The 22,499-nt window shown below is 45.6% G+C and carries 16 protein-coding genes; 9 read left to right on the top strand and 7 right to left on the bottom strand.

Annotation, left to right across the window (positions count from 1 at the left end; translation table 11 throughout):
- Nucleotides 1-493: 493 nt before the first annotated feature.
- A complete protein-coding gene (locus R7P67_RS15345) occupies nt 494-1,297 on the top strand; it encodes a MetQ/NlpA family ABC transporter substrate-binding protein (RefSeq protein WP_017633488.1) in 804 nt (267 codons plus the stop codon).
- Nucleotides 1,298-1,391: 94 nt separating this feature from the next.
- Here R7P67_RS15345 and R7P67_RS15350 read toward each other — a convergent pair whose 3' ends face one another.
- Nucleotides 1,392-1,667, bottom strand: a complete 276-nt coding sequence (locus R7P67_RS15350; protein ID WP_005383040.1) for a hypothetical protein — start codon at nt 1,665-1,667, stop codon at nt 1,392-1,394.
- A gap of 229 nt (nt 1,668-1,896) precedes the next feature.
- Here R7P67_RS15350 and R7P67_RS15355 point away from each other — a divergent pair, with 229 nt between their 5' ends.
- Nucleotides 1,897-2,946: a DUF4382 domain-containing protein gene (locus tag R7P67_RS15355; RefSeq protein WP_262681328.1), complete on the top strand. Its 1,050-nt coding sequence runs from the start codon at nt 1,897-1,899 to the stop codon at nt 2,944-2,946.
- A 43-nt stretch (nt 2,947-2,989) separates the two neighbouring features.
- Here R7P67_RS15355 and R7P67_RS15360 read toward each other — a convergent pair whose 3' ends face one another.
- Complete coding sequence (locus tag R7P67_RS15360) at nt 2,990-3,709, bottom strand: SIMPL domain-containing protein (protein WP_005379714.1); 720 nt, start codon at nt 3,707-3,709, stop codon at nt 2,990-2,992.
- Between the two features lie 233 nt (nt 3,710-3,942).
- Between R7P67_RS15360 and R7P67_RS15365 the strand changes: the two genes are divergently transcribed.
- The 5 genes from R7P67_RS15365 to dhaR all read left to right on the top strand — a co-directional run bounded on the left by R7P67_RS15365 (nt 3,943) and on the right by dhaR (nt 12,202).
- Nucleotides 3,943-5,706 (top strand): lysophospholipid acyltransferase family protein, encoded by a 1,764-nt coding sequence (locus R7P67_RS15365; RefSeq protein WP_262652821.1) that lies wholly within the window; start codon nt 3,943-3,945, stop codon nt 5,704-5,706.
- 595 nt (nt 5,707-6,301) lie between these two features.
- Complete coding sequence (locus R7P67_RS15370) at nt 6,302-8,254, top strand: PTS mannitol transporter subunit IICBA (protein WP_318086020.1); 1,953 nt, start codon at nt 6,302-6,304, stop codon at nt 8,252-8,254.
- A gap of 111 nt (nt 8,255-8,365) precedes the next feature.
- Complete coding sequence (locus tag R7P67_RS15375) at nt 8,366-9,514, top strand: mannitol-1-phosphate 5-dehydrogenase (RefSeq protein ID WP_062730758.1); 1,149 nt, start codon at nt 8,366-8,368, stop codon at nt 9,512-9,514.
- Between the two features lie 86 nt (nt 9,515-9,600).
- Entirely contained in the window at nt 9,601-10,131 is a 531-nt protein-coding gene (locus R7P67_RS15380; protein WP_005379708.1) for an MltR family transcriptional regulator, read from the top strand.
- 145 nt (nt 10,132-10,276) lie between these two features.
- Nucleotides 10,277-12,202 carry a dihydroxyacetone kinase operon transcriptional regulator DhaR gene (gene dhaR, locus R7P67_RS15385; RefSeq protein WP_318086021.1) on the top strand — a complete coding sequence of 642 codons (1,926 nt, stop codon included), beginning with the start codon at nt 10,277-10,279 and terminating at the stop codon, nt 12,200-12,202.
- A gap of 78 nt (nt 12,203-12,280) precedes the next feature.
- Here the strand turns inward: dhaR and ptsP are convergent, their stop codons facing one another.
- The 3 genes from ptsP to dhaK are packed head-to-tail and all read right to left on the bottom strand — an operon-like array spanning nt 12,281 to nt 16,391.
- Nucleotides 12,281-14,680 carry a phosphoenolpyruvate--protein phosphotransferase gene (gene ptsP / locus R7P67_RS15390; RefSeq protein ID WP_213893933.1) on the bottom strand — a complete coding sequence of 800 codons (2,400 nt, stop codon included), beginning with the start codon at nt 14,678-14,680 and terminating at the stop codon, nt 12,281-12,283.
- A gap of 1 nt (nt 14,681) precedes the next feature.
- On the bottom strand, nt 14,682-15,317 hold the full coding sequence (gene dhaL, locus R7P67_RS15395) for a dihydroxyacetone kinase subunit DhaL (protein WP_005379705.1): 636 nt from the start codon (nt 15,315-15,317) through the stop codon (nt 14,682-14,684).
- Between the two features lie 15 nt (nt 15,318-15,332).
- A complete protein-coding gene (gene dhaK, locus R7P67_RS15400; RefSeq protein WP_318086022.1) occupies nt 15,333-16,391 on the bottom strand; it encodes a dihydroxyacetone kinase subunit DhaK in 1,059 nt (352 codons plus the stop codon).
- Nucleotides 16,392-16,744: 353 nt separating this feature from the next.
- On the opposite strand from dhaK, the gene R7P67_RS15405 reads away from it, so the two are divergent.
- Nucleotides 16,745-17,827: a glycerol dehydrogenase gene (locus tag R7P67_RS15405; protein ID WP_005379703.1), complete on the top strand. Its 1,083-nt coding sequence runs from the start codon at nt 16,745-16,747 to the stop codon at nt 17,825-17,827.
- Between the two features lie 82 nt (nt 17,828-17,909).
- Here the strand turns inward: R7P67_RS15405 and glmS are convergent, their stop codons facing one another.
- Nucleotides 17,910-19,742 carry a glutamine--fructose-6-phosphate transaminase (isomerizing) gene (glmS, locus tag R7P67_RS15410; RefSeq protein WP_033906046.1) on the bottom strand — a complete coding sequence of 611 codons (1,833 nt, stop codon included), beginning with the start codon at nt 19,740-19,742 and terminating at the stop codon, nt 17,910-17,912.
- A gap of 110 nt (nt 19,743-19,852) precedes the next feature.
- Complete coding sequence (locus tag R7P67_RS15415) at nt 19,853-20,614, bottom strand: DeoR/GlpR family DNA-binding transcription regulator (protein ID WP_005379701.1); 762 nt, start codon at nt 20,612-20,614, stop codon at nt 19,853-19,855.
- Between the two features lie 433 nt (nt 20,615-21,047).
- On the opposite strand from R7P67_RS15415, the gene pykF reads away from it, so the two are divergent.
- The gene (gene pykF / locus R7P67_RS15420; RefSeq protein WP_047101948.1) at nt 21,048-22,460 is read left to right on the top strand and encodes a pyruvate kinase PykF; all 1,413 of its coding nucleotides are present in this window, start codon (nt 21,048-21,050) and stop codon (nt 22,458-22,460) included.
- The last annotated feature ends 39 nt before the right edge of the window (nt 22,461-22,499 follow it).

Here is a 22,499-nt window from a genome sequence, read left to right on the forward strand (position 1 = left end):
CTGTCTTTCCACCCAAACTTAACCCCATTTTCTCGTCGGCGTCGTCGTACTAATCACACTCTACAATTCCCGTCGTCGACGTCAGTAAAGTCATGCGGGTAATCAGGTGATGTGATTTTGCTGGTGGATTTAGGCGTGATTCGGGGCAGGGTTACTATGTTGATAGTGCGGCGAGATTGCGTCAAACCTTCGCTCATAATCGATTGGTCCGCAGTTCAAGTCTGCGAGGGGCCACCATATTCCGAAAGGCGTAGCAGGTTAATACCTACTACGCTTTTTTTGTATCTTATATCTTTGGGTACAGTTGCGGTAACTCGTCACTAACCTCGTAATAGCTTTTCCTCTTCCCCTCTTCTTTAACTATTATCTGGCTCTCTATACGAGCAATAGAAACAAAATGTCTGCTCGTGATTTAAACCATTGACCCTCAGACAACTTCTGATAGGATGGACATACAAACGTATGGACGTCTAAAACAAAAAATGGAGCTACAATGAAAAGTATTGGTCACTTAAAGAAACTAGCTTTGATTCTCACGGCAGTAGTCGGCTTAAGCGCTTGTGGAGAAAAAGATGACTCTGTCATTAAAGTGGGCGCGACAGTTGGACCACATGCACAAGTAGTCGAGGCGGTAGCGAAGGAGGCAGCAAAGCAAGGTTTGAATGTCGAAGTCATTGAGTTTTCTGACTACGTGACACCTAATGCCGCTCTTAGCGATGGTAGCATCGATATTAATAGCTATCAGCACCAGCCATTTTTAGACAACTTCAACAGTAGCCATAACGCCCAATTAGTATCAATTGGTCAGTCCATTCTTATGCGTATGGGGCTTTATTCCAATAAGTATCGCTCACTGCAAGAGCTTCCAAACAATGCACGTATAGCGCTTCCAAATGACCCTACCAACGGTGGTCGTGGTCTGTTGCTACTCGCCGATGCAGGTTTAATTGAGCTGAAACAGGGTGTTGGCCATAAAGCCGCCCTAACTGATATCACAAAAAACGCAAAATCATTTGAATTTGTCGAGGTAGATGCCGCTCAGCTACCAAGAACATTAGATGATGTGGACGCGGCTGCGATTACAATGAACTACGTAATGTCTTCTGGTTTAGATCCGAAGAAACAAAGTATCTATCTTGAAGCAAAAGACGCCCCATTAGCAGTCATGGTCATCGCCACTCGTGACGCAGACAAAAATAATGAAGCGTATAAAAAGTTCGTTTCTATTTATCAATCTCAAGCGATTCGTGATTATCTTGATCGCACTTTCAAAGGCACAATCGAAGCAGCTTTTTAATCAATAAAGCAGCGAATACTTTGCCCACGAATCAGATAGAAAAGAGGCTAATGTTTTCTCATAGCCTCTTCTTTTCATTACTCACTAAATCGACTCATTGTCGACTTTCAGCCTCTAACTTCATTGCCAAATAAGCTTGGTCAGCAGAAACCAATTCAGGACGGTTAATCAACTTCCAGAGGAAGTATGGTGGGATTAAAAATACGATGAAGTAGAGTGATTCATGGAAGAAAACATCGGCTATCGTTTGCTGATGCTCCCAAAGTGCCGTCAGTGCGAAGAGCTCTAACATCACGCCTAATACGCCAAAGACGACAGAGACAACAATCGCTAAACCCAGTAGTTCTCTAATAAAGTGCTTGTATGCCATGATACTAATTCCTTCTAGCAATAAGTCATACTAACTTACGCTCATAAGAAAGAAGCCAGCTTGACTATCATCAAACTCCCCTCATCACAGTTAAGAACTTAGTTTTATAAAAAAGGACTTGTATATAGCACCATTGAAGATTGACCTGTCTATCACAATACAATGACATCATTTCTCGACTTTGAGACTAGCCTTTTACATTTATCAGCAGTGTAAACAAGAGGTCATAATGAAAAAATATACCTATCCTTTACTTGCTATCTCAGGTGGTCTTTTATTGACGGGCTGCGGTAGCGACGACTCTTCATCCGATACAGAAGCAGCCACTTTTTCTCTCAGCGTTTCCGATGCTCCTGTCGACGATGCCAACAAAGTCGTTTTAGCGTTTCAAGATGTTGTCCTTGTACCATTTGACCCTGAAACTGGCGAGCAAACTGGAGAACACATTCTGTTAGATGCTAGTGACAATGGAGCACTACACCAAGTTGATCTAATGGAATATCAGGGAAGCAACGCTAAAACGATCATTCACAAACAGGACATCGCTCCTGGTGATTATGCTATGTGTGTGTACGCTAAAGACGGCAAACAATTAAACGATACAACACTGTCATACGTAGAGAAGACAGACGGCAACATCAAAGGCTTAGTTGTACCTAGCCGAGGCAGCTGTTTTGGTTTTAAACCAGATACGAGCGATCAAGGTCGCTTAAAGTTTTCGCAAAAAGGTCAGTATGTAAAAGTTCATACTGGTCATAATAGCTATGTTGTCGAGTTTGACTTACGCAAAGGTCTGGCGGATCCAACAGGTAAAGATTACATGAACATGAACTCTAATGCGGTAAGCTTAGTAAACGCATCAGAATCAGGTCATATTAGTGGTGAAGTCAGTGAAATTCAGTATCAAGCATGTGAAGCAGACAGTGCCGCATCAAATGCAATAAATGACGTTCCTGCCGTTCACTCTGTTTATCTGTATACAGGTTCAATGGATCGCTCAACCATGGGCGATATGGGTGCGACAGATCCACTCAACGCGCCAGTTGCGGTAGCTAACGTGAATGAATCGCAAGACGAAGAAGATAATACAACCTACAGCTACGAGTTTGGTTACATCGGCCCGGGTACTTACAGCATTGGCTACACATGTACTGCGTATATTGATACGCCAGACGCTCATGAAACTTCAGAAGACGGTTTCTTGATTTACCAGCACTACACGCCAGTTGATGTTGTCGAGGCAGAACTGACAACTCAGGACATTAATCCAATTCTTTAAGTCACCATATTAAAAAAGCCGCTCGTACTGAGCGGCTTTTTACTTAGTCAGAAAGGTAATATTGAACCGTCGATACCACTCGTACTTTCTTAATGTAAGGCGTGTTGCTGTCTCGGTCATAAATCGAGAACTGCCCTTGAGTTGCACGTTTGATCTTACCCAGTGAACTCTGTGAGTCTTTCGCAAATTTCTCAGCCACTTCACGCGCATTCTTAGTCGCTTCTTCGATCATGTCTGGCTTCACATCATTCAGCTTAGTAAAGCTGTACTCAACACGATTTGCATAAGGATCTTGGTTAAGCAAAACGCCTTGTTTTCCTAGCTCACCTATTTCATTGATTGCCGCTCGAACAACATCAACACTCTGGCTGTAAACCGTAACGGTTCGCGAGGCCAAATAACGATACTCAATGTCTTGCTCGCTCCCATATTGCTGTGCTTTTCTGTCAATGACCGCTGGGGAAGAAAGGGAAACGCTGGTTTCAGGAAGCCCTTTGGCACTTAGAAAGTCCAAAATCAAACGGGTTTGCTGGTCAATTTCATCAAACATGGCTCCCATATCATTACTCGCTAGAGTAAATTGAATCGGCCAAATCACCGTATCAGCAGGATACTCACGCTCCGACAAACCTTTTACTGTAACGACTCTTTCATAGGCTCGGTATTTCACCGCCGTCTGCTGCATAAAATAGCCAAGGATGCCAAGACCAAGTATCAAACTTAGCCCAATCCAAAGTGCTGCTTTATTGGAAACTCGTTCCATTATTTCCCCCTGATAAATATCAACTTAGCTTAATCTTTGTTCTAGATAAGATAGCCTATCTATTGTTTTAAGAGGGAGACATAACGCGAGTTTTGATTCATAGCACAGTGATATACCGTTTTCTTTAGTCAATAAAGCTTCATTGGTTTGTCACCAAAGGCTCATGCTTTTGCCTCTTAACTGTCATCTGTAATTTCTACTATCCAATCAGCAACTTGTACGCTGAGGTAAATATGGATAGTTCAACCCCTTTTCGTCTCCCTCGTAAAACGCCGTTTGGCATTGGTGAAAACGTTGCTGAATGGGCAACCGGTTTAAACCAACTTGATAAGTTCTACGCCCAACGCCCCGTTAATGCCGATACCAAAACTTTTCTCCGCTTCACGCTGGATATCTTAGGTATCGATTATCGCATTGCTCATGGTTCACTCGACTCAGTTCCTAAGCAAGGTGCTACCGTCATTGTGGCGAACCACCCGCTTGGTTGTGTGGAAGGCGTCATCTTGGCCGAACTCTTGTTGATGGTACGAGACGATATCCAAATTCTAGCCAATCAATACCTGAAAACCGTACCAGAGTTAGATCAGCTCTTCATTGGTGTCGATGTGTTTGAAGGCAGAGACGCCATCAAATCGAATATGAAGGCCCTCAGAGCGGCTAATAAACACCTCGCAAGTGGCGGCTTATTGCTTGTCTTTCCTGCCGGTGAGGTTTCCCAGTTAGTCGATGCCAAACAGCAACGCTTGGAAGACAAAGCGTGGAGTCGAAGCGTAAGTAGCCTGATCCGCAAAAACAAAGCAACGACAGTTCCAGTATTCATCAGTGGTCAGAACTCGAAACGCTTCTATATGGCAGGGAAAATCCATCCACTTTTGCGCACCCTACTGCTTGGGCGAGAACTGCTGAACAAACAGGCGCAAACCATCAACTTATCCTTTGGCCAAGCGATAAAATTTAAAGAGATCAACACGCTTAACGATGATCAAGTAGTGAACTATTTGCGGCTCAACACTTACTTACTCAATCGTGAAATCCAATCGGTGAAGCCCTCTTCCTCATCAGAACGGCTCTCACCAATAGCGGCAGGGTTACCCGTAGGCGAATTGCTTGAAGAACTGAACAACTTACCAAAAGAGTCCAAGCTGCTAACAAGTGGTGAGTTCGATGTCTACTGCACGGAGTCGCAGAATATCCCTTCCCTACTGCATGAAATTGGTCGCCTACGTGAGCTCAATTTCCGACAAGTTGGCGAAGGGACTGGACTAGCAATAGACATTGACCATTTCGATCATGATTACCTGCATCTGTTTGTGTGGGACAGAGAGAACCAATGCTTGGTGGGCGCGTATCGTTTAGGTCTGGTTGATCAACTGATTGAAAAGCGCGGCGTAGCAGGTCTGTATTCACGAACGTTGTTTAACTATGACCAACGCTTTATCGACCAAATGGGTAAATCCATTGAGATGGGGCGCTCTGTGATTGCACAACAATATCAAAAGAGCATGAGCGCGCTACTGCTACTGTGGAAAGGCATCGCAACGTTCGTTCATCAAAACCCAGATTACACTCACCTATTTGGTCCGGTAAGCATTAGCAACGATTATAGCGATACTGCACGTCAATTACTGGCTCAATCAATGACACTGCACCACTACGACAACAATTGCGCAGAGTACGTCACACCTTCTAACCCACTTCCTGAGCACCACCGTGACTGGAACACCAGCATGCTCACTGCTCTGGGTGATTTACAGCTATTGTCACGTGTCATTGCCAGAATCGATGAAGGGAAAGGAGTGCCCGTTTTGCTGCGTCAGTACTTAAGCCTCAATGGCAAGCTGGTATGCTTCAACGTCGACCCTGCATTCAATAACGCTCTAGATGGATTGATTATGGTGGATTTGCGCGATGTTCAAGAAAAGACGTTGGCAAGGTATATGGGACGCGAGCAAGCTCATGACTACCTCGTCTATCATACTAATAGCAACGATGATTAAGAACAGTGATTAAGTAGAGAGTTGGGAATCACAAGAAGAACCGTGTGGCGACTCTCTTTATTTACCCTTTCATTAACTAATTAGGCGTGCTCCGTGAAGTGCGCCGAAAAGACTCTTATAGATACAATCTATCGAAAGATCTAGATAGCATTTATCTCACCAATTCCGTCACAAACTTTCACAAAAAACAAAAGCAGACCCAAGTCACACTTTAAATCCACCACAACTCAACACAAAATGTGATATTGATCATCGCAAGTATTTAATTCGAATTTCAAAAAAAATCAAAAGTGATCAAAGTCACAAAGTATTTTGATTTTAAATTTGTCAGAAGATCGGATTGATCACTAAGATTTTTATTGACAGATTTAAAAGTGGCTTTTTGTTATTAAGTTACAAGTTAATAAGTTGAACTTGGTCACTTAAAAACCGTTTCTCAGCCTAAGAAATGCGGGCGTAGATCACGAAAAACCCGTTGTCAGTTCCAATTGGAAAATGTGTGGTAAATTGATTGGGTACTAAGCAATCAAACAAACGGTTTTGGCGAACCGTTTACTACAACAAGATTCATCAGAACATCGAACGGGGAATTGTTATGATATCACCAGATGCCAAGATCAAGATACAAAATTTTGGTCGTTTTCTGTCAAACATGGTAATGCCAAACATCGGCGCGTTTATCGCGTGGGGCTTTATCACTGCTCTATTTATCCCAACTGGATGGCTACCAAACGAAACGTTAGCCTCTATGGTTGGCCCAATGATTACCTACTTGCTGCCACTACTTATCGGTTACACCGGTGGTAAATTAGTTGGTGGCGATCGTGGTGCGGTAGTCGGTGCAATCACAACAATGGGTGTGATTGTCGGCACAGACATCCCAATGTTTATGGGTGCAATGATGGTCGGCCCAATGGGCGGCTGGGCTATCAAGAAATTCGATAACTACATCGATGGTAAAGTAAAAAGTGGCTTCGAGATGTTGGTTAACAACTTCTCTGCGGGCATCATCGGCATGCTATGTGCGATCCTTGCTTTCATCTTTATCGGTCCATTCGTAAAAATTCTTTCTGGTGGCTTGGCGGCTGGCGTTAACTTCCTAGTTTCTGCTCACCTACTACCACTGACTTCAATCTTCGTTGAACCTGCGAAGATCCTGTTCCTAAACAATGCGATCAACCACGGTATTTTCTCTCCACTGGGTATCCAACAAGCGTCTGAAACAGGTCAGTCGATCTTCTTCCTAATCGAAGCAAACCCAGGTCCTGGTCTAGGTATCCTGCTAGCTTACATGGTGTTTGGTAAAGGTACGGCTCGTCAAACGGCAGGTGGTGCATCAATCATCCACTTCTTCGGCGGTATCCACGAGATTTACTTCCCATACATTCTAATGAACCCTCGCCTAATCCTTGCGGCTATCGCAGGTGGTATGACTGGCGTATTCGTTCTAACTATCTTTAACGCAGGTATTGTTTCTCCAGCATCACCAGGTTCAATCTTTGCAATCTTGTTGATGACTCAGAAAGGCTCAATCGTTGGTGTTCTAGCGTCTATCGCAGCAGCAACAGGTGTGTCATTCGCGGTAGCAGCACTGCTAATGAAGACGCAAACGTCAACAGAAGAAGACGGTGATGAAGCAGCACTAGAGAAAGCAACATCACAAATGAAAGACATGAAATCTGCATCTAAAAACGATGCGGTGGTAAACAGCCAAAGCAAAGGTGACGTAGACCTAGCGACAGTACAAAGCATCATTGTCGCTTGTGATGCGGGCATGGGCTCGAGTGCAATGGGCGCGAGCATGCTACGCAAAAAGGTTCAAGACGCAGGTCTGAACATCCACGTAACCAACCTTGCCATTAACAGCTTACCAGAGAGTGCAGATATCGTGATTACTCATAAAGACTTAACGGATCGTGCACGTAAGCATGCTCCAAACGCACACCACATTTCATTGACTAACTTCCTAGACAGCGAGATGTACAACCAGCTAGTCACCAAACTACTAGCAGCGCAAAACCAATCCGCAGCCAATGACGACCAAATGGTAAAAGTTTCGCTCGTGGCAGCAAACGACGACAACTTCGAGCCACAGCAAACGTCGGTGTTCCAAATCCAGCGTGAAAACATTCACCTAGGTTTGAAAGCTGCCAACAAAGAAGAAGCGATTCGCTTCGCGGGCAACAAGTTGGTCGAACTTGGCTACGCAGAACCAGAATACGTAGACGCGATGTTTGAGCGTGAAGCATTGGTTCCAACTTACCTAGGCGAATCTATCGCAGTGCCTCACGGTACGGTGGAAGCGAAAGACCGCGTGAAGAAAACCGGCATTGTAATCTGCCAATACCCATCGGGTATCCAATTTACTGACGACGACGACGATGTTGCGAAACTGGTTATCGGCATTGCCGCTAAGAACGATGAGCACATCCAGGTGATTACCACCATTACGAACGCGCTCGATGAGCCGGAGGCAATTGAGAAGCTAACCAGCACCAACGATGTGGAAGAGATTCTAAACATCCTCGGCGGTCAACAAGCGGCTTAATTACCCCTTTAATTTGCTCCTGAGGCAAATGAGGTCAGCTGTCACCCCCTATGCGGTTGGCCTCCCCCTAGTTTCGTAAGTCAACATTTTAGACATTGGTAGGTAAGAATTATGAAAAACGCAGTTCATTTTGGCGCAGGTAACATTGGTCGTGGCTTCATCGGTAAACTATTAGCAGACGCAGAAGTCGAGGTGACATTCGCAGACGTTGACGCTCCACTCGTCGACCAACTGAGTCACAAGCAAGAATACAAAGTAAAAGTGGTCGGTACTGAGTGCCAAATCGACACAGTAACTCACGTCACCGCGGTTAACTCAGCCAGTGAAGATGTCATCGACCGCATTGTAAAAACCGACTTGGTAACAACAGCGGTTGGCCCTAACGTACTGGACATCATTGCAAAAACCATCGCTACCGGCATTGCTAAACGCTTTGCAGCAGGTAACGATAAACCATTGAACATCATAGCGTGTGAAAACATGGTTCGTGGCACCACACACCTAAAAGGTGAAGTGTACAAACACTTGGATGAATCATTGCACGCGAAAGCAGACGAGTTGGTTGGCTTTGTCGATTCAGCGGTAGACCGTATCGTACCACCAGCAGAAGCGGCGAACGATGACCCACTAGAAGTCACTGTAGAGAGTTTTAGCGAATGGATTGTGGATGAGCAGCAATTCAAGGGCGAAATCCCTGACATAGCTGGCATGGAAAGAACCAACAACCTAATGGCATTCGTAGAACGCAAGCTATTCACTCTCAATACAGGCCATTGCATTACCGCTTACCTAGGTTGCTTGAAAGGCCATCGTACCATTCGTGAAGCAATTGAAGACCCAAGCATTCACGCTGAAGTAAAACAGGCGATGCAAGAGAGTGGTGAAGTGCTGATCAAACGTTACGGCTTCGACCGTGACATGCACAACGCCTACATCGAGAAGATTTTAGGACGCTTTGCCAACCCATACTTAGTGGATGAGGTGGATCGCGTAGGTCGTCAACCAATTCGAAAATTGGGTGCAAACGATAGATTAGTGAAGCCTTTACTCGGTACAATTGAGTATGGCACTGAAAATCAAACACTTTTGAAAGGCATTGCCGCTGCGTTGAAGTACACTAACGACACTGACCCACAAGCCGTAGAGCTACAAAACTCATTAAAAGAAGTGGGTGTGAAGAAGACGCTAGCGACATACACAGGTCTTGCAGAAGACAGTGCTGAAGTGGCTCAAATCGAGACACTTTACAACCAACTTTGATTTACCTAGGGGAGCTCGGCTCCCCTTCTATGTCCTTCTCTGCTTGAAGAGTTGGGATAGCTAATAATTAGAAATGTATTCAGTATATGGCAGATAACATCAACGAAACCGAGATCATTGAGCGATTAAACAGCGCACCATCGGTACGAGGCTTTTTCATTGCAGCAGTCGACGTTTTTAACGATTCGATCGACGGGTTGGTGCAAAGAATCTTTCGTAAAGATAACTTCGCTGTTCAATCGGTTGTCGGTCCGCTGCTACAAGACTCTGGACCGCTGGGCGATCTGTCTGTTCGTTTGAAGTTATTGTTTGGCTTGGGTGTGCTTCCCGATGACATCTACCACGACATCGAAGACATCATCAAACTCAAAAACCAACTCAATAGTGACGCTTCAGATTACGAATTCACTGACCCGAATATTCTAGAACCAATTAAGAAACTGCACTTGGTGAAGAAAATGGGCATGGTACAACTGGAAGTCAGCGAACCAGATGACGACATCGACCTTGAGTTTTATCAGCTACAACTGCAACGTCAACAACAAATCATTAAGTCAGGGCTCTCACTTGCCATTGTCGAGATTTGCAATGAGCTCGGCAAAGACAGCCCTTTTTAATCGAAAAACTGGCACGGAAGCCTCCTCAACTCGCCCCTCTTTTTGCACATTCTTCTATACAACGTGCGTGAAAGCCATCACAGTCCATATTCCGATGTCTCTGTAACATCAGACCAATCTATCGCTAGTATTGAAACGGGATCGCATGCTTTCAATCGAAGACACTAAAACTAAGTGGGAGTTTTTCCAGAAACACCACTGGGTATCTCCAGAATTTTCCCGCACTCCCGTCCTCGAGTCGTGGGAGCGTTGCATAAAGCAATGCAGCCCTTATACCTGGTCAAAACCACATATTGCCTCTGGTTTTACCTTCTCATCTCTAATGAAGCGCAACGAACATCTCATCGAATGCGCCACGACCGTACTTGAAGATACGTACGATATGCTTGGTGACGAAGACCTGGTATTGATGGTAACCGATGGCAACGGCTGTATTCTCTCCACCGTCGGGCACGACTCTATGCGACAAGAGATGCAAACGCTCGGCATAAAACAAGGCTGTTTTCTCTCCGAAGGAAAGATAGGCACAAATGCAGTCAATCTCTGTATCAACACTCATATCCCGTGTGAAGTTTTTGCTGCCGAACATTTCAATCGCCACTTGCACTCTTATGCCTCTGTAGCGGCGCCTGTTTTCGACCAATTTGGCAAATTACGCGGTACAACATGCCTTTTCAGAAAAGCGGAAAGCTATAAGAAAGAAGACTTAGTCATCATCGCGTCGAGCGCGAAAGAAGTCAGCTTGCAAATCCACATTCAGTCGGAACAAGAAAACATGAACCGCCTTACTTGTGCGCACAACGCAACGTTAGAATGCATGGATGACGGCCTTCTGGCCTGGGATGAAGAAAGCCGTATAACCATGGTAAATCACCAGTCCGAGCGTTTGTTAAACATTGAAGCCAGTCAGGTCTTGGATAAAGAAGTCTTTGCTGTTTTACGCTTCCCGCCAAATGTCCTCAATAGTATTGAGTCGGGTGCAAGCATCAACCGAAAACTCACAACGGTAGAGGTTCGTGGCGAGTTTGTTGAGGCGATCATCACCTTGCGTCCACTCAATGACGGCACACACTTATTGTTCTTGCACCCTATCGATAAAATTCGCGAACTTGCTCAACAACAAATAGGTGGCAGTGCGCGCTATACGTTCAGCACTTTGCCCGTCATTTCACGAAAAATGAAGCATGTCATTACCGTGGCAAAACGGGCCATAAAGTCCAAATCACCGATTCTAATTACGGGTGAAGAAGGTGTAGGAAAAGCCACTCTCGCCATGGCGATTCATAACGAAAGCACCTACAAAGAAGGGCCATTCATTACGCTCAACTGTCGCTCTATCAATACAGAGCAACTGGTCAAAGAAACCCTAGGCTACGACGAAGGACAAGGCATGCCTTCAAAGTTTGAGCTCGCCCATGGCGGTACGCTCTTTTTAGAAAAGGTGGAATATCTGTCGCCCGATTTACAAGCAGTGCTACTTAAGTTGTTAAAAACTGGGCTCGTCAGCCGCAGCGACAGTTTGCGATTGATCCCCGTAGACTTTCAACTTATCACGAGCACCGCTTCAGAGATCAGCGAGTATGTCACTCAACGCTCATTTGGTCGGCAACTTTATTATGAAATCTCCTCGAACGAGCTGCATATTCCGCCACTACGAAAGCGTAAAGAAGACATTGAATTTCTCGTCCAGCAGCTTATCAGCCATTATGAACGCCGCCACAATGTGACGATCTCGATAGAGCCAGTCGCACTGGAAGCGTTGATGAATTTTCGTTGGTCAGGCAACAACTCTGAATTAAGAAATCGAACTGAGCGAATTTTGCTTAACCGCAGTTCCAACTTAATCAAGCTGAACGATATTCCTGAAGACATTAAACTGAATTCTTGCCATACCGCAGAAAATACGCCAGTAATCACGTTAGAAGAAGCCGAGAGAAGAGCTATCGTTCAGGCTTGGAATCAGTGTGATGGCAAAATGCATGATATGGCGAAAGCATTGCAAATTGGCCGCACTACCTTATGGAGAAAAATTAATAAGTTTGGGCTGCAGGAGCAAATGAAGCTGTATTAAGCCAAGAAGTGGCGTTCCTACAAAAAGTAAAACCGGCGTAAGCACGCCGGTACAGATGTACTAACGATAAGATATCGACTAAACATCGACAGACAACTGACGAATCTGCGCTTTTAGTCCCGGTAGCAGACTCGCACTGGCGCTGAATTTTCGCAACCCCACGCGAAGCAATGTTTCTGTGGCATTTGGATCGCCAGCCATCTCACCACACATACTAACCGGTATACCCGCGCGATCGCCTGCTGCACACGTGAGCTCAATGGCTTTTAGTACCGATGGTTCAAAGTAGTTCACCAATTCAGCAACAGCGGCGTTACCTCGATCGGCGGCCATAACATATTGAGTCAAATCATTGGTGCCGATAGAGAAAAAGTCGACTTCTTGGGCTAACGCATCAGCATTTAATACTGCGGCTGGCACCTCAATCATAATACCAACGGGCAAATGAGTCGCATCCAAGCCGAGTTGGTTTGCTTGATGCGCCAACAGCGCTTTTACTTTTCTCACTTCTTCAACCTGAGCCACCATCGGTATCATCAATTGAATATTCGGTTGCTCGTGAAAGGCTCTCAGAATGGCTCGAAGTTGAGCGGTAAACAATGACTCATGTTGAAGACACAACCGCACCCCTCTCAAACCTAAAAATGGATTATCTTCTGCTGGCATAGGATAAGCGGCTAAAGGCTTGTCACCGCCAACATCTAGACTACGAATCGTAAGTGGCTTATCACCAAGTGCGGCAGCAATATCACGATACACTTGATATTGCGCTTCCTCAGTCGGCAACTCATCACTGTTTTGAAATAGAAACTCAGTCCGAAATAGACCAACGCCCTCAGCCCCCGATGTTAGTGCATCATCAATATCTTTCGGTCCACCAATATTGGCGAATACTTGAATATGGACACCATCACAGGTGACTGCGGCTTGCTGAGCACTCGCTAATGCACGTTGTCGGATGCTTTGCCACTCAATTTGCTGAGCTTCTAATTCCTGCTGTACGGCATCTGAAGGAGAGAACCATAAATGCCCTCGGAAGCCATCAATAGTCACCACTTGACCAGCACGCACAGCATCAAGGCAGCCCTGAGCTTTAACGATGGCAGGAATCCCCATCGCACGAGCAAGAATCGTACTGTGAGAGGTTTTCCCTCCCTCACTCAAACAGATACCAAGCACTTTCGATTTATCAAGCCCGGCCACATCAGAAGGCATCAGGTCGCGGGCCAACAAAATACTCGGTTCCTGAATGTCGATGGCATTAGGCGTTACGCCTGTCATTTCGACCATAACTTGGCGTGCGATATCATGTACATCTGCTTCGCGTTCCCGCATGTACTGACTTTCTGCCTGGCGAAACTCTTCGGCCAACGTTTGCAGTGATTCTACCCAAGCTTGCTCGCCTATCATGCCCGTTTGAATTCGCGACTCGACCGATGCCCATAATTCTGGGTCACTGAGCATCATGCTATGAGCAGCAAATATTTCCCCTTTCGGCTGCTTCGCTTGCTCCTGCAAATGTTGAACAACCACGCCTATCGCACGCTTAACCCGTTCAATTTCATCTTGTTCACTTTGGAAATCACGTTCAGGCACTGCTGGCATTTCATGAGTAAAAAGGACAGCAGGAGCAGTAGCGATACCGTCATTGACTCGAATACCAACAACAGCACCTTCAATCTGATTTGAGGCCATGCCATCGAGCAGAGTATCTGAACTTTCTTCAGGTTCGATAATGCCTTGCTCAACCGCCTCTTTTTCTCCGAAGTGCTCATAAGCTAAGGCTTCAAATGCCTTGATTGCTTCACTGGATTGAGAGCCGAGTGCGCACAGCGTGATCGTCTCTTGGCTACGAACGCCAAGTTTCGCAATGCTGTTTAAGCTTTTCGCGTTCACACGGCGCTCGCCTTTTTTCAACCATAATTGGCAGTCAAAAGGCGCGAGTGCACCAACAATGGCCGCAGCGGGACGAGCATGTAATCCATGCGGATTTTGCACTACCCAATCAAATGTCCATTCTTGCTCAAAGCTCTCTGATACTGGCGCTATCTCAGCGGATGTTAGTGGCTGATCACCAAGGTGCTCTTGTTTTACGCTTAACGCATTCTGTGCCTCTTCGACTACCGTCGATAAAGGCAGTCCGGCGGCGGCAGCCACCGACGCCGCCATGGTTCCTTCAACAATAGGTGCCGAGATAAGGGTGACATTTTCCCTCACATGATCATCAATCAGATCCAGAGCCATTTCCGTGCTAAGCAACGCGCTGCCAAGATCCATCAACACAACAACCCCTTGTTGATCTTGTACCTGCTCAATCGCTTCCATCACGGCAATGGCATCGGTTCCGATCGGGTTCTCTGGATCATCAATCCCAGCAGCAATCGCAAGCTTGGCTTTGCCTTGCGTCATTTGGGTGGCAAGTTCTGCCACCCCTTCGGCAAGTCGACGACTATGAGATACAACTACAATTCCCACCATCTTAATTACCTGCTATTGCCTGCTGTAGTGCTTTAATCATTAACAAAGAAGAGGTTGCACCGGGATCTTGGTGACCAATACTGCGTTCACCTAAATAGCTTGCTCGCCCTTTTTTCGCCAACATTTCAATCGTGGCAACCGCGTTCGTTTCTGCTAGCTCAACCATTTCATTAAGTAAGTGATCGGCGCTCATGCCATTTTCTAACGACGCCTTCACGCTAACTAAAACGGGTAACCAAACATCACACATGGTTTTATCACCCAGCTCTGCTTTACCACGAGACACCACGCCATCCACACCGCTTTTTAGTGCATCGACCAACTCTTCAAACGTTAATTGCTCTCGAGTTCCGACAGCGGCAGCCGTACGAATAAACAGCGTGCCATACAGCGGGCCACTTGCCCCACCGACACTAGAAAGCAAGGTCATACCCGTATTCTTGAGAATGCTGCCGATATTTTGGTCCGCAAATTGCGGCAGTTTTTCAGCAACTTTTTTAAAGCCTCGGTTCATATTGAGACCATGGTCTGCGTCACCAATATCACGATCAAGGTCGGTCAGAAAATCTTGATTCTCTTGATACGTTTTTGCACATAACTCTAACCAGTGAACGATATGTTGTTTTTCAATTTGCATGTTTGCTCCCCCCTGTTACCACTTGATCGCAGCCGTATCGACAGGAGCATCAAACAGCTCCAACATCTCTTTATCTGCTTTCAGCAACGTAATTGAAACGCCTTCCATATCAAGTGACGTACAAAAGTTACCGACCATATTACGCACGATACGGAACCCCGCTTGCTCGCAGTTATGGGCAAGACGGCGGTACACTCCGTAAAGCTCAGAAATTGGCGTTCCGCCCATACCATTCACCATCACAATATAGTCGTGTTCAGCGGCGAAAGGCTCAATGCTGGATTCCACTTCATCCCATTCACCTTCGTCACGATTCCAAATACGCAATGTGCGCTGATAAGGCGTGTTTTCAGCAACTTCAGCAAACATCTCATCCACTAACGTATCGGCGTCGGTGTATTTCACTCGCTTGATACCTGGTTCACCATGGATACCAACACCAAACTCCACTTCATCATCTTCCAGAACAAAAGATGGTTTACCTGCTGCGGGTACAACACAAGCATTAAGCGCCACGCCAAATGAACGACAGTGGTTATTAACGCGACGAGCCAGTGCTTCACATTGCTCCAACGAATAACCTTTGCTCGCGGCAGCCCCAACTAACTTTTCAACCAATACCGTTCCAGCGACGCCACGGCGACCAGCGGTATACAGGCTGTCTTTAACTGCAACATCGTCATCCACCAACACCGACCCAACTTTGATACCATCGGTATGAAGCAGCTCCACGGCCGTTTCAAAGTTCAACACATCACCAGTGTAGTTTTTAATGATAAACAGCACGCCCTCACCGGTATTCACTTGGTTGCCACATTCGTACATTTGATCAGGCGTAGGTGAAGTAAATACCTCTCCTGGGCAGGCGCCTGTCAGCATGCCTTTACCAATAAAACCAGCGTGCAAAGGTTCATGACCACAGCCACCACCAGAAACCAGTGCCACTTGCCCCGGTGTTTCCTCGTGCCACATGTAACGAGGTTCGTAGTTCGCTTTTAGCTCAGAGCGGGACAATGCCAGGCCTTCCATTTGCTGCAATACAACATCATCAACTTGGTTAATTAATTTTTTCATCGTTCTATCTCATTCCATTTATATTTTTATGTAGGGTATGAATTCATCTTAAACAGAGAAAAAGCGTGCTCAACAAAAATCAATCCGTTTCATATTGAAACGAAATCTTCGGCATTTTTGTTTCAATATGAAACGTAAAACGACAAATTTTCCTGAATAGTGATCGTCGCCATAAAGCATGCTGATGCTTATTACTTCTGACAGTCGGTTTGACACAGAGGTCATAAAAGCATGGAACAAAACCAGAGATATCCTTCACCACTTACCACACCAAACCTAATATAAACCTTATCCCTACAATGGATATTCATTGCAGTCCAAAACACACATAAAAAAGGTTAAAGGTTTGAATTATGGACAAAATTATTATCAGCCCAAGCAAATACGTCCAAGGTGAACAAGTACTTACATCTATCGCTCACTATGTGAAAACATTGGGTGAACGTCCGTTAGTAATTGCCGATGAGTTCGTGACTAACCTGGTTGGTGATGACGTCAAGCAAAGTTTTGCTGACGAAAAGCTTCCACTCACTATGAACATTTTTGGTGGCGAATGTTCGCGCGTTGAGATTGAACGCATCACGGACATTTGTGCCACTCAGAAACACGATGTCATTGTCGGTATTGGTGGTGGTAAAACGTTAGATACAGCAAAGGCTGTTGCGTTTTACACCAAAATTCCTGTCGTGGTGGTTCCTACGATTGCCTCGACTGATGCGCCAACCTCAGCGCTTGCGGTGATATACACACCTGAAGGTGAATTTGCAGAATATTTGATGATCCCTAAAAACCCAGACATGGTCATCATGGATACGTCAGTCATCGCCAAAGCCCCTGTTCGCTTACTTGTATCGGGGATGGGCGACGCGCTTTCCACCTACTTTGAAGCTCGTGCCAACATGACTTCTGGTAAGGCAACAATGGCTGGTGGGTTAGCGACGCGTTCAGCACAAGCGCTTGCGAAACTTTGCTATGAAACCTTGCTTGAAGATGGTGTAAAAGCAAAAGCTGCGGTAGAAAATGGTGTGAGCACCAAAGCGGTAGAAAACATTATTGAAGCCAATACATACCTAAGCGGTATCGGTTTTGAAAGCAGTGGTCTAGCGGGTGCTCACGCTATTCATAACGGCCTAACTAAGCTTGAAGAGTGTCATCATCTCTATCATGGTGAGAAAGTCGCGTTCGGCACACTAGTTCAGCTGGTACTAGAAAACGCAGCGATGGAAGAGATTAATACGGTTCTTGCATTCTGCCGCTCTGTAGGTCTACCAACCAACTTATTTGATATGGGCGTTAAAGAGCTTAACCACGCTAAGTTGCGCGAGGTCGCCGAAGCCTCAACGGCCGAGGGAGAAACCATCCACAATATGCCATTCCCAGTGACGGCAGAAAATGTCTACTCTGCAATTCTAACCGCTCACCAGTTGGGTCAATAACTCACCCCCTTAAAGTGGGCTTAAATAAAAAAGCGGCACATACTCTCGCATGTGCCGCTTGGATTTTTGCTGTTAAGCGTAATTACTCAACCGTTACCGCTTTCGCCAGGTTACGTGGTTGGTCTACGTCCGTACCTTTGATCAGTGCTACGTAGTAAGACAGCAACTGCATAGGGATGGTGTAGTAGATCGCCGCCGTGATTTCACTAACGTGAGGCATCGTGATGATCTTCATTGTTTCATCGCCTTCGAAGCCTGCGTCTGCATCTGCGAATACGTATAGAAGGCCGCCACGCGCACGCACTTCTTCAACGTTTGATTTTAGCTTTTCAAGTAGGTCGTTGCTTGGTGCAACCACAACAACAGGCATGTCAGCATCAATCAGCGCAAGAGGACCGTGTTTTAGTTCACCCGCCGCGTACGCTTCTGCGTGGATGTACGAGATCTCTTTCAGTTTTAGAGACGCTTCCATCGCGATTGGGTAGAACTCGCCACGGCCTAGGAACAATGTGTGGTGCTTGTCTGCAAAATCCGTTGCTAGTGCTTCAATTTCTTTCTCGAAAGAAAGTGCCGCGTTGATTTGCTTAGGAAGTGCGTGTAGCGCTTCAACAATCTCTTTTTCTTTCTCTTTGCTGATGCGGCCTTGCTCTTTACCCAGTGCCGTTACCAACATAAGTAGTGCAGAAAGTTGAGTCGTGAACGCTTTGGTTGAAGCCACACCGATTTCAACACCAGCGCGAGTCATGAACGCAAAATCTGATTCACGAACCAGAGAAGAGCCTGCTACGTTACAAATGGTCATCGCCGCCATGTAACCTTTCTCTTTTGCTAGGCGAAGTGCTGCTAGCGTATCAGCGGTTTCACCAGACTGAGACAACGTGATCAATAGGCTGTTTGGACGAGTCACAAACTTGCGGTAACGGAATTCAGACGCAATTTCTACATCACAGCTAACGCCTGCAATGTCTTCAAACCAGTAACGTGCCGTCATACCTGCGTTGTAAGACGTACCACACGCCACGATTTGTACGTGTTCTACTTTGCTTAGAATGTCTGCCGCGTGCACACCGATCGCGTCTGTCACAACAGAGTCTGCCGTGATACGACCTTCCATTGTGTTGATCAACGCTTTAGGTTGCTCATAGATTTCTTTTTGCATGAAGTGACGGTATTGGCCTTTATCACCTGCATCATGCTCTGCGTTAGATTCAACAATTTCACGCTCAACTGGCTCACCCGTTGCATCAAACACAGTGACTTCACGGCGAGTAATTTCTGCTACGTCACCTTCTTCTAGGTACATGAAACGGCGCGTAACGTTAAGTAATGCAAGTTGGTCAGACGCTAGGAAGTTTTCACCTACACCAAAACCGATCACGATCGGGCTGCCTGAACGCGCTACTACGATGCGTGAAGGATCTTTGCGATCCAACGCTACCGTGCCGTATGCGCCTTCAAGTTGTTTTGCTGTTTTTTGTACCGCTTCTAATAGCGTTTCTGAAGTACGAAGTTCCCACTCAACCATATGTGCGATAACTTCTGTATCCGTTTGCGATTCAAACACGTAGCCACGAGATTGAAGCAGCTCACGCAGCTCTTCATGGTTTTCGATGATGCCGTTATGGACCACTGCGATATCACCAGACATGTGTGGGTGAGCGTTGATTTCAGAAGGTTCACCGTGCGTCGCCCAACGAGTGTGCGCAATACCAGTTCCGCCGATCACTTTTGCTTCTTCTACCGCATCAGCCAATTCTTGTACTTTACCCAAGCGACGAACGCGCGTTAGGTTTGATTCGCCATCAACAACCGCAACGCCAGCAGAGTCGTAACCGCGGTACTCTAAGCGGCGTAGACCTTCAACCAAAATTTCTGCAACATCTCGTTGTGCTACTGCACCTACGATTCCACACATGTGTTTATCTCCGTTTGTAGTTTTGTCCTTCCCTAGCCATGATTTCAAATAGAGGCAGCAAGCAAAGGCCTTTATCCAGAGGGAAGTGAAATATGAAACTGATTACATTATTAGGCGCAAATGACTTTCACGCCATGTTGTTCAATCTGTACTTTATGCTCTGCTTGGATATCTGCATCGGTCACCAACACATCAACTTGATGCCAAGCGAGCTCTAAGTTTGGGATCTTACGGCCGATTTTTTCGGACTCGATCATTACGATCACTTCACGTGACGCTTCTGCCATTACCTTACTTAAGCCAACCAATTCATTAAATGTCGTGGTTCCACGCTCGAGATCGATGCCATCCGCACCGATGAATAGTTGGTCAAAGTCGTAAGCTCGTAATACAGATTCGGCTACTTTGCCTTGAAAGGACTCTGAGTGCGTATCCCAAGTACCGCCAGTCATCAGCAGTGTCGGTTCGCTCTCTAATTCATTAAGAGCGTTAGCAACATGCAACGAGTTGGTCATGACCACTAAGCCACGTTTATCATTCAACTGTTGAATCAGCGCGGCAGTCGTGCTGCCACTGTCGATCACGATGCGATTATGATCGCGAATCAATGATGCTGCTGCTTTTGCTAAGCTTAACTTTCGAGTCGAAACATTAGCGCCCAATTCTTCGTGAATGACTTCCTTTGGGATAGCAATCGCACCGCCATAGCGGCGTAGAAGTTGGCCGTTTTTCTCTAAAGAAGCTAAATCCTTTCTAATCGTGACCTCTGAGGTTTCGAATTTCTGAGCAAGTTCATCAACGCTGACTTCTCCTAGTTCAGAAACCAAGTTAGAAATGGCGTGTCTTCTTAATTGAGTATTTCGTTTCGACATTTAAGTTTTGATTTTAAGTTTCGATGTGAAACTTATTATAGTCAAACCGAAACTTTTAAGTCCATTTATTTCGATCCAAAAAATTAATATTTCTCGATAAAACCTTGTCCTAAGACAATTCTTAAACAGTGATATTGGATTCATTCAGTGGTAGAATTCGCCACCGAAAAGAAAAAAAATTACAGAATTGAAGGCTATTTTTTTGCAACTTTCTGCATATAAAGTGGGATTAGTCACAAAAAGGTAACCAAAATCGCCGATCTTTTAGTCATAAAATGACTAAACTTGGTGAAAGACTTTCAGAATCTGAAGTTCTAATAATGAGACGAAAAATCGGTGGGTGACAGGTACTAAATGTCATCAAAAACGTCCTGACTTCAGAGTAAATAACCGACTTTCAAATTGTAACTATACTTACCGGAGAGTATCTTCCATGAAAAAGACCAAAATCGTATGTACGATTGGCCCTAAAACAGAATCTGTAGAGAAGCTAACTGAACTAGTTAACGCAGGCATGAACGTAATGCGCCTTAACTTCTCTCACGGTGACTACGAAGAACACGGCACTCGTATCGCGAACTTCCGTAAAGTAATGGAAGCTACTGGCAAACCACTAGCAATTCTTCTAGATACTAAAGGTCCAGAAATCCGCACTATCAAGCTAGAAGGCGGTGACGATGTTGATCTAGTAGCAGGTCAAGAATTCACTTTCACAACTGACACTTCAGTTGTAGGTAACAAAGATAAAGTTGCAGTAACTTACGCTGGTTTCGCAGCAGACCTAAACGTAGGTAACACTATCCTAGTAGACGACGGTCTAATCGAGATGGAAGTTATCTCTAAGACTGAAACTGAAGTTAAATGTAAAGTTCTTAACAACGGTGCACTAGGCGAAAACAAAGGTGTTAACCTTCCTGGCGTTTCTGTAAACCTACCTGCACTATCTGAAAAAGATAAGAACGACCTTAAGTTTGGTTGTGAGCAAGGCGTTGACTTCGTAGCAGCTTCTTTCATCCGTAAAGCGTCTGACGTTCAAGAAATCCGTGAAGTACTTGCTGCAAACGGCGGCGAGAACATCCACATCATCTCTAAGATCGAAAACCAAGAAGGTGTTGATAACTTCGACGAGATCCTAGAGCTTTCTGACGGCATCATGGTTGCTCGTGGTGACCTAGGTGTTGAAATCCCAGCTGAAGAAGTAATCTTCGCTCAGAAAATGATGATCGAGAAGTGTAACCGTGCACGTAAGATGGTTATCACTGCAACTCAAATGCTTGATTCTATGATCAACAACCCACGTCCTACTCGTGCGGAAGCAGGCGACGTTGCTAACGCAGTAATGGACGGTACTGACGCAGTAATGCTTTCTGGTGAAACGGCGAAAGGTAAATACCCTGTTGAAGCGGTAACTATCATGGCTCAAATCGCGAACCGTACTGACTCAGCGCTAAAAGCTGAACTAGGTTCTCGTCTAGACAGCCCACGTCTTCGCATCACTGAAGCAGTATGTAAAGGCGCTGTAGACACAGCTGAGAAACTAGCTGCTCCACTTATCGTTGTTGCAACTGAAGGCGGTAAGTCTGCACGTTCAGTACGTAAGTACTTCCCAACTGCAAACATTCTAGCGCTAACAACTAACAAGAAAACTGCTGCACAGCTAGTTCTAACTAAAGGTGTTACTCCTGTAGTTGTTGATTCAATCGAAAGCACTGACGCATTCTACGTAGCGGGTAAAGAACTTGCTCTAGAATCAGGTCTAGGTAACAAAGGCGATATCGTTGTTATGGTTTCTGGCGCTCTAGTTGCTTCAGGTACTACGAACACAGCTTCTGTACACGTGCTATAAGACTGAACTTTTAACACTTCAGTTTCTTGAGAAGGAGGG

It is taken from the genome of Vibrio sp. Vb0937, assembly GCF_033338855.1.

Bases quoted from the DNA above. Each gene is read 5' to 3' on its own strand.
- R7P67_RS15370 (WP_318086020.1), top strand. From the start codon at position 6,302: ATGATATCACCAGATGCCAAGATCAAGATACAAAATTTTGGTCGTTTT.
- dhaR (WP_318086021.1), top strand. From the start codon at position 10,277: ATGCTTTCAATCGAAGACACTAAAACTAAGTGGGAGTTTTTCCAGAAA.
- R7P67_RS15380 (WP_005379708.1), top strand. From the start codon at position 9,601: ATGGCAGATAACATCAACGAAACCGAGATCATTGAGCGATTAAACAGC.
- R7P67_RS15415 (WP_005379701.1), bottom strand. From the start codon at position 20,614: ATGTCGAAACGAAATACTCAATTAAGAAGACACGCCATTTCTAACTTG.
- R7P67_RS15355 (WP_262681328.1), top strand. From the start codon at position 1,897: ATGAAAAAATATACCTATCCTTTACTTGCTATCTCAGGTGGTCTTTTA.
- pykF (WP_047101948.1), top strand. From the start codon at position 21,048: ATGAAAAAGACCAAAATCGTATGTACGATTGGCCCTAAAACAGAATCT.
- R7P67_RS15405 (WP_005379703.1), top strand. From the start codon at position 16,745: ATGGACAAAATTATTATCAGCCCAAGCAAATACGTCCAAGGTGAACAA.
- dhaL (WP_005379705.1), bottom strand. From the start codon at position 15,317: ATGCAAATTGAAAAACAACATATCGTTCACTGGTTAGAGTTATGTGCA.
- R7P67_RS15365 (WP_262652821.1), top strand. From the start codon at position 3,943: ATGGATAGTTCAACCCCTTTTCGTCTCCCTCGTAAAACGCCGTTTGGC.
- R7P67_RS15375 (WP_062730758.1), top strand. From the start codon at position 8,366: ATGAAAAACGCAGTTCATTTTGGCGCAGGTAACATTGGTCGTGGCTTC.
- R7P67_RS15350 (WP_005383040.1), bottom strand. From the start codon at position 1,667: ATGGCATACAAGCACTTTATTAGAGAACTACTGGGTTTAGCGATTGTT.
- R7P67_RS15360 (WP_005379714.1), bottom strand. From the start codon at position 3,709: ATGGAACGAGTTTCCAATAAAGCAGCACTTTGGATTGGGCTAAGTTTG.
- glmS (WP_033906046.1), bottom strand. From the start codon at position 19,742: ATGTGTGGAATCGTAGGTGCAGTAGCACAACGAGATGTTGCAGAAATT.
- dhaK (WP_318086022.1), bottom strand. From the start codon at position 16,391: ATGAAAAAATTAATTAACCAAGTTGATGATGTTGTATTGCAGCAAATG.
- ptsP (WP_213893933.1), bottom strand. From the start codon at position 14,680: ATGGTGGGAATTGTAGTTGTATCTCATAGTCGTCGACTTGCCGAAGGG.
- R7P67_RS15345 (WP_017633488.1), top strand. From the start codon at position 494: ATGAAAAGTATTGGTCACTTAAAGAAACTAGCTTTGATTCTCACGGCA.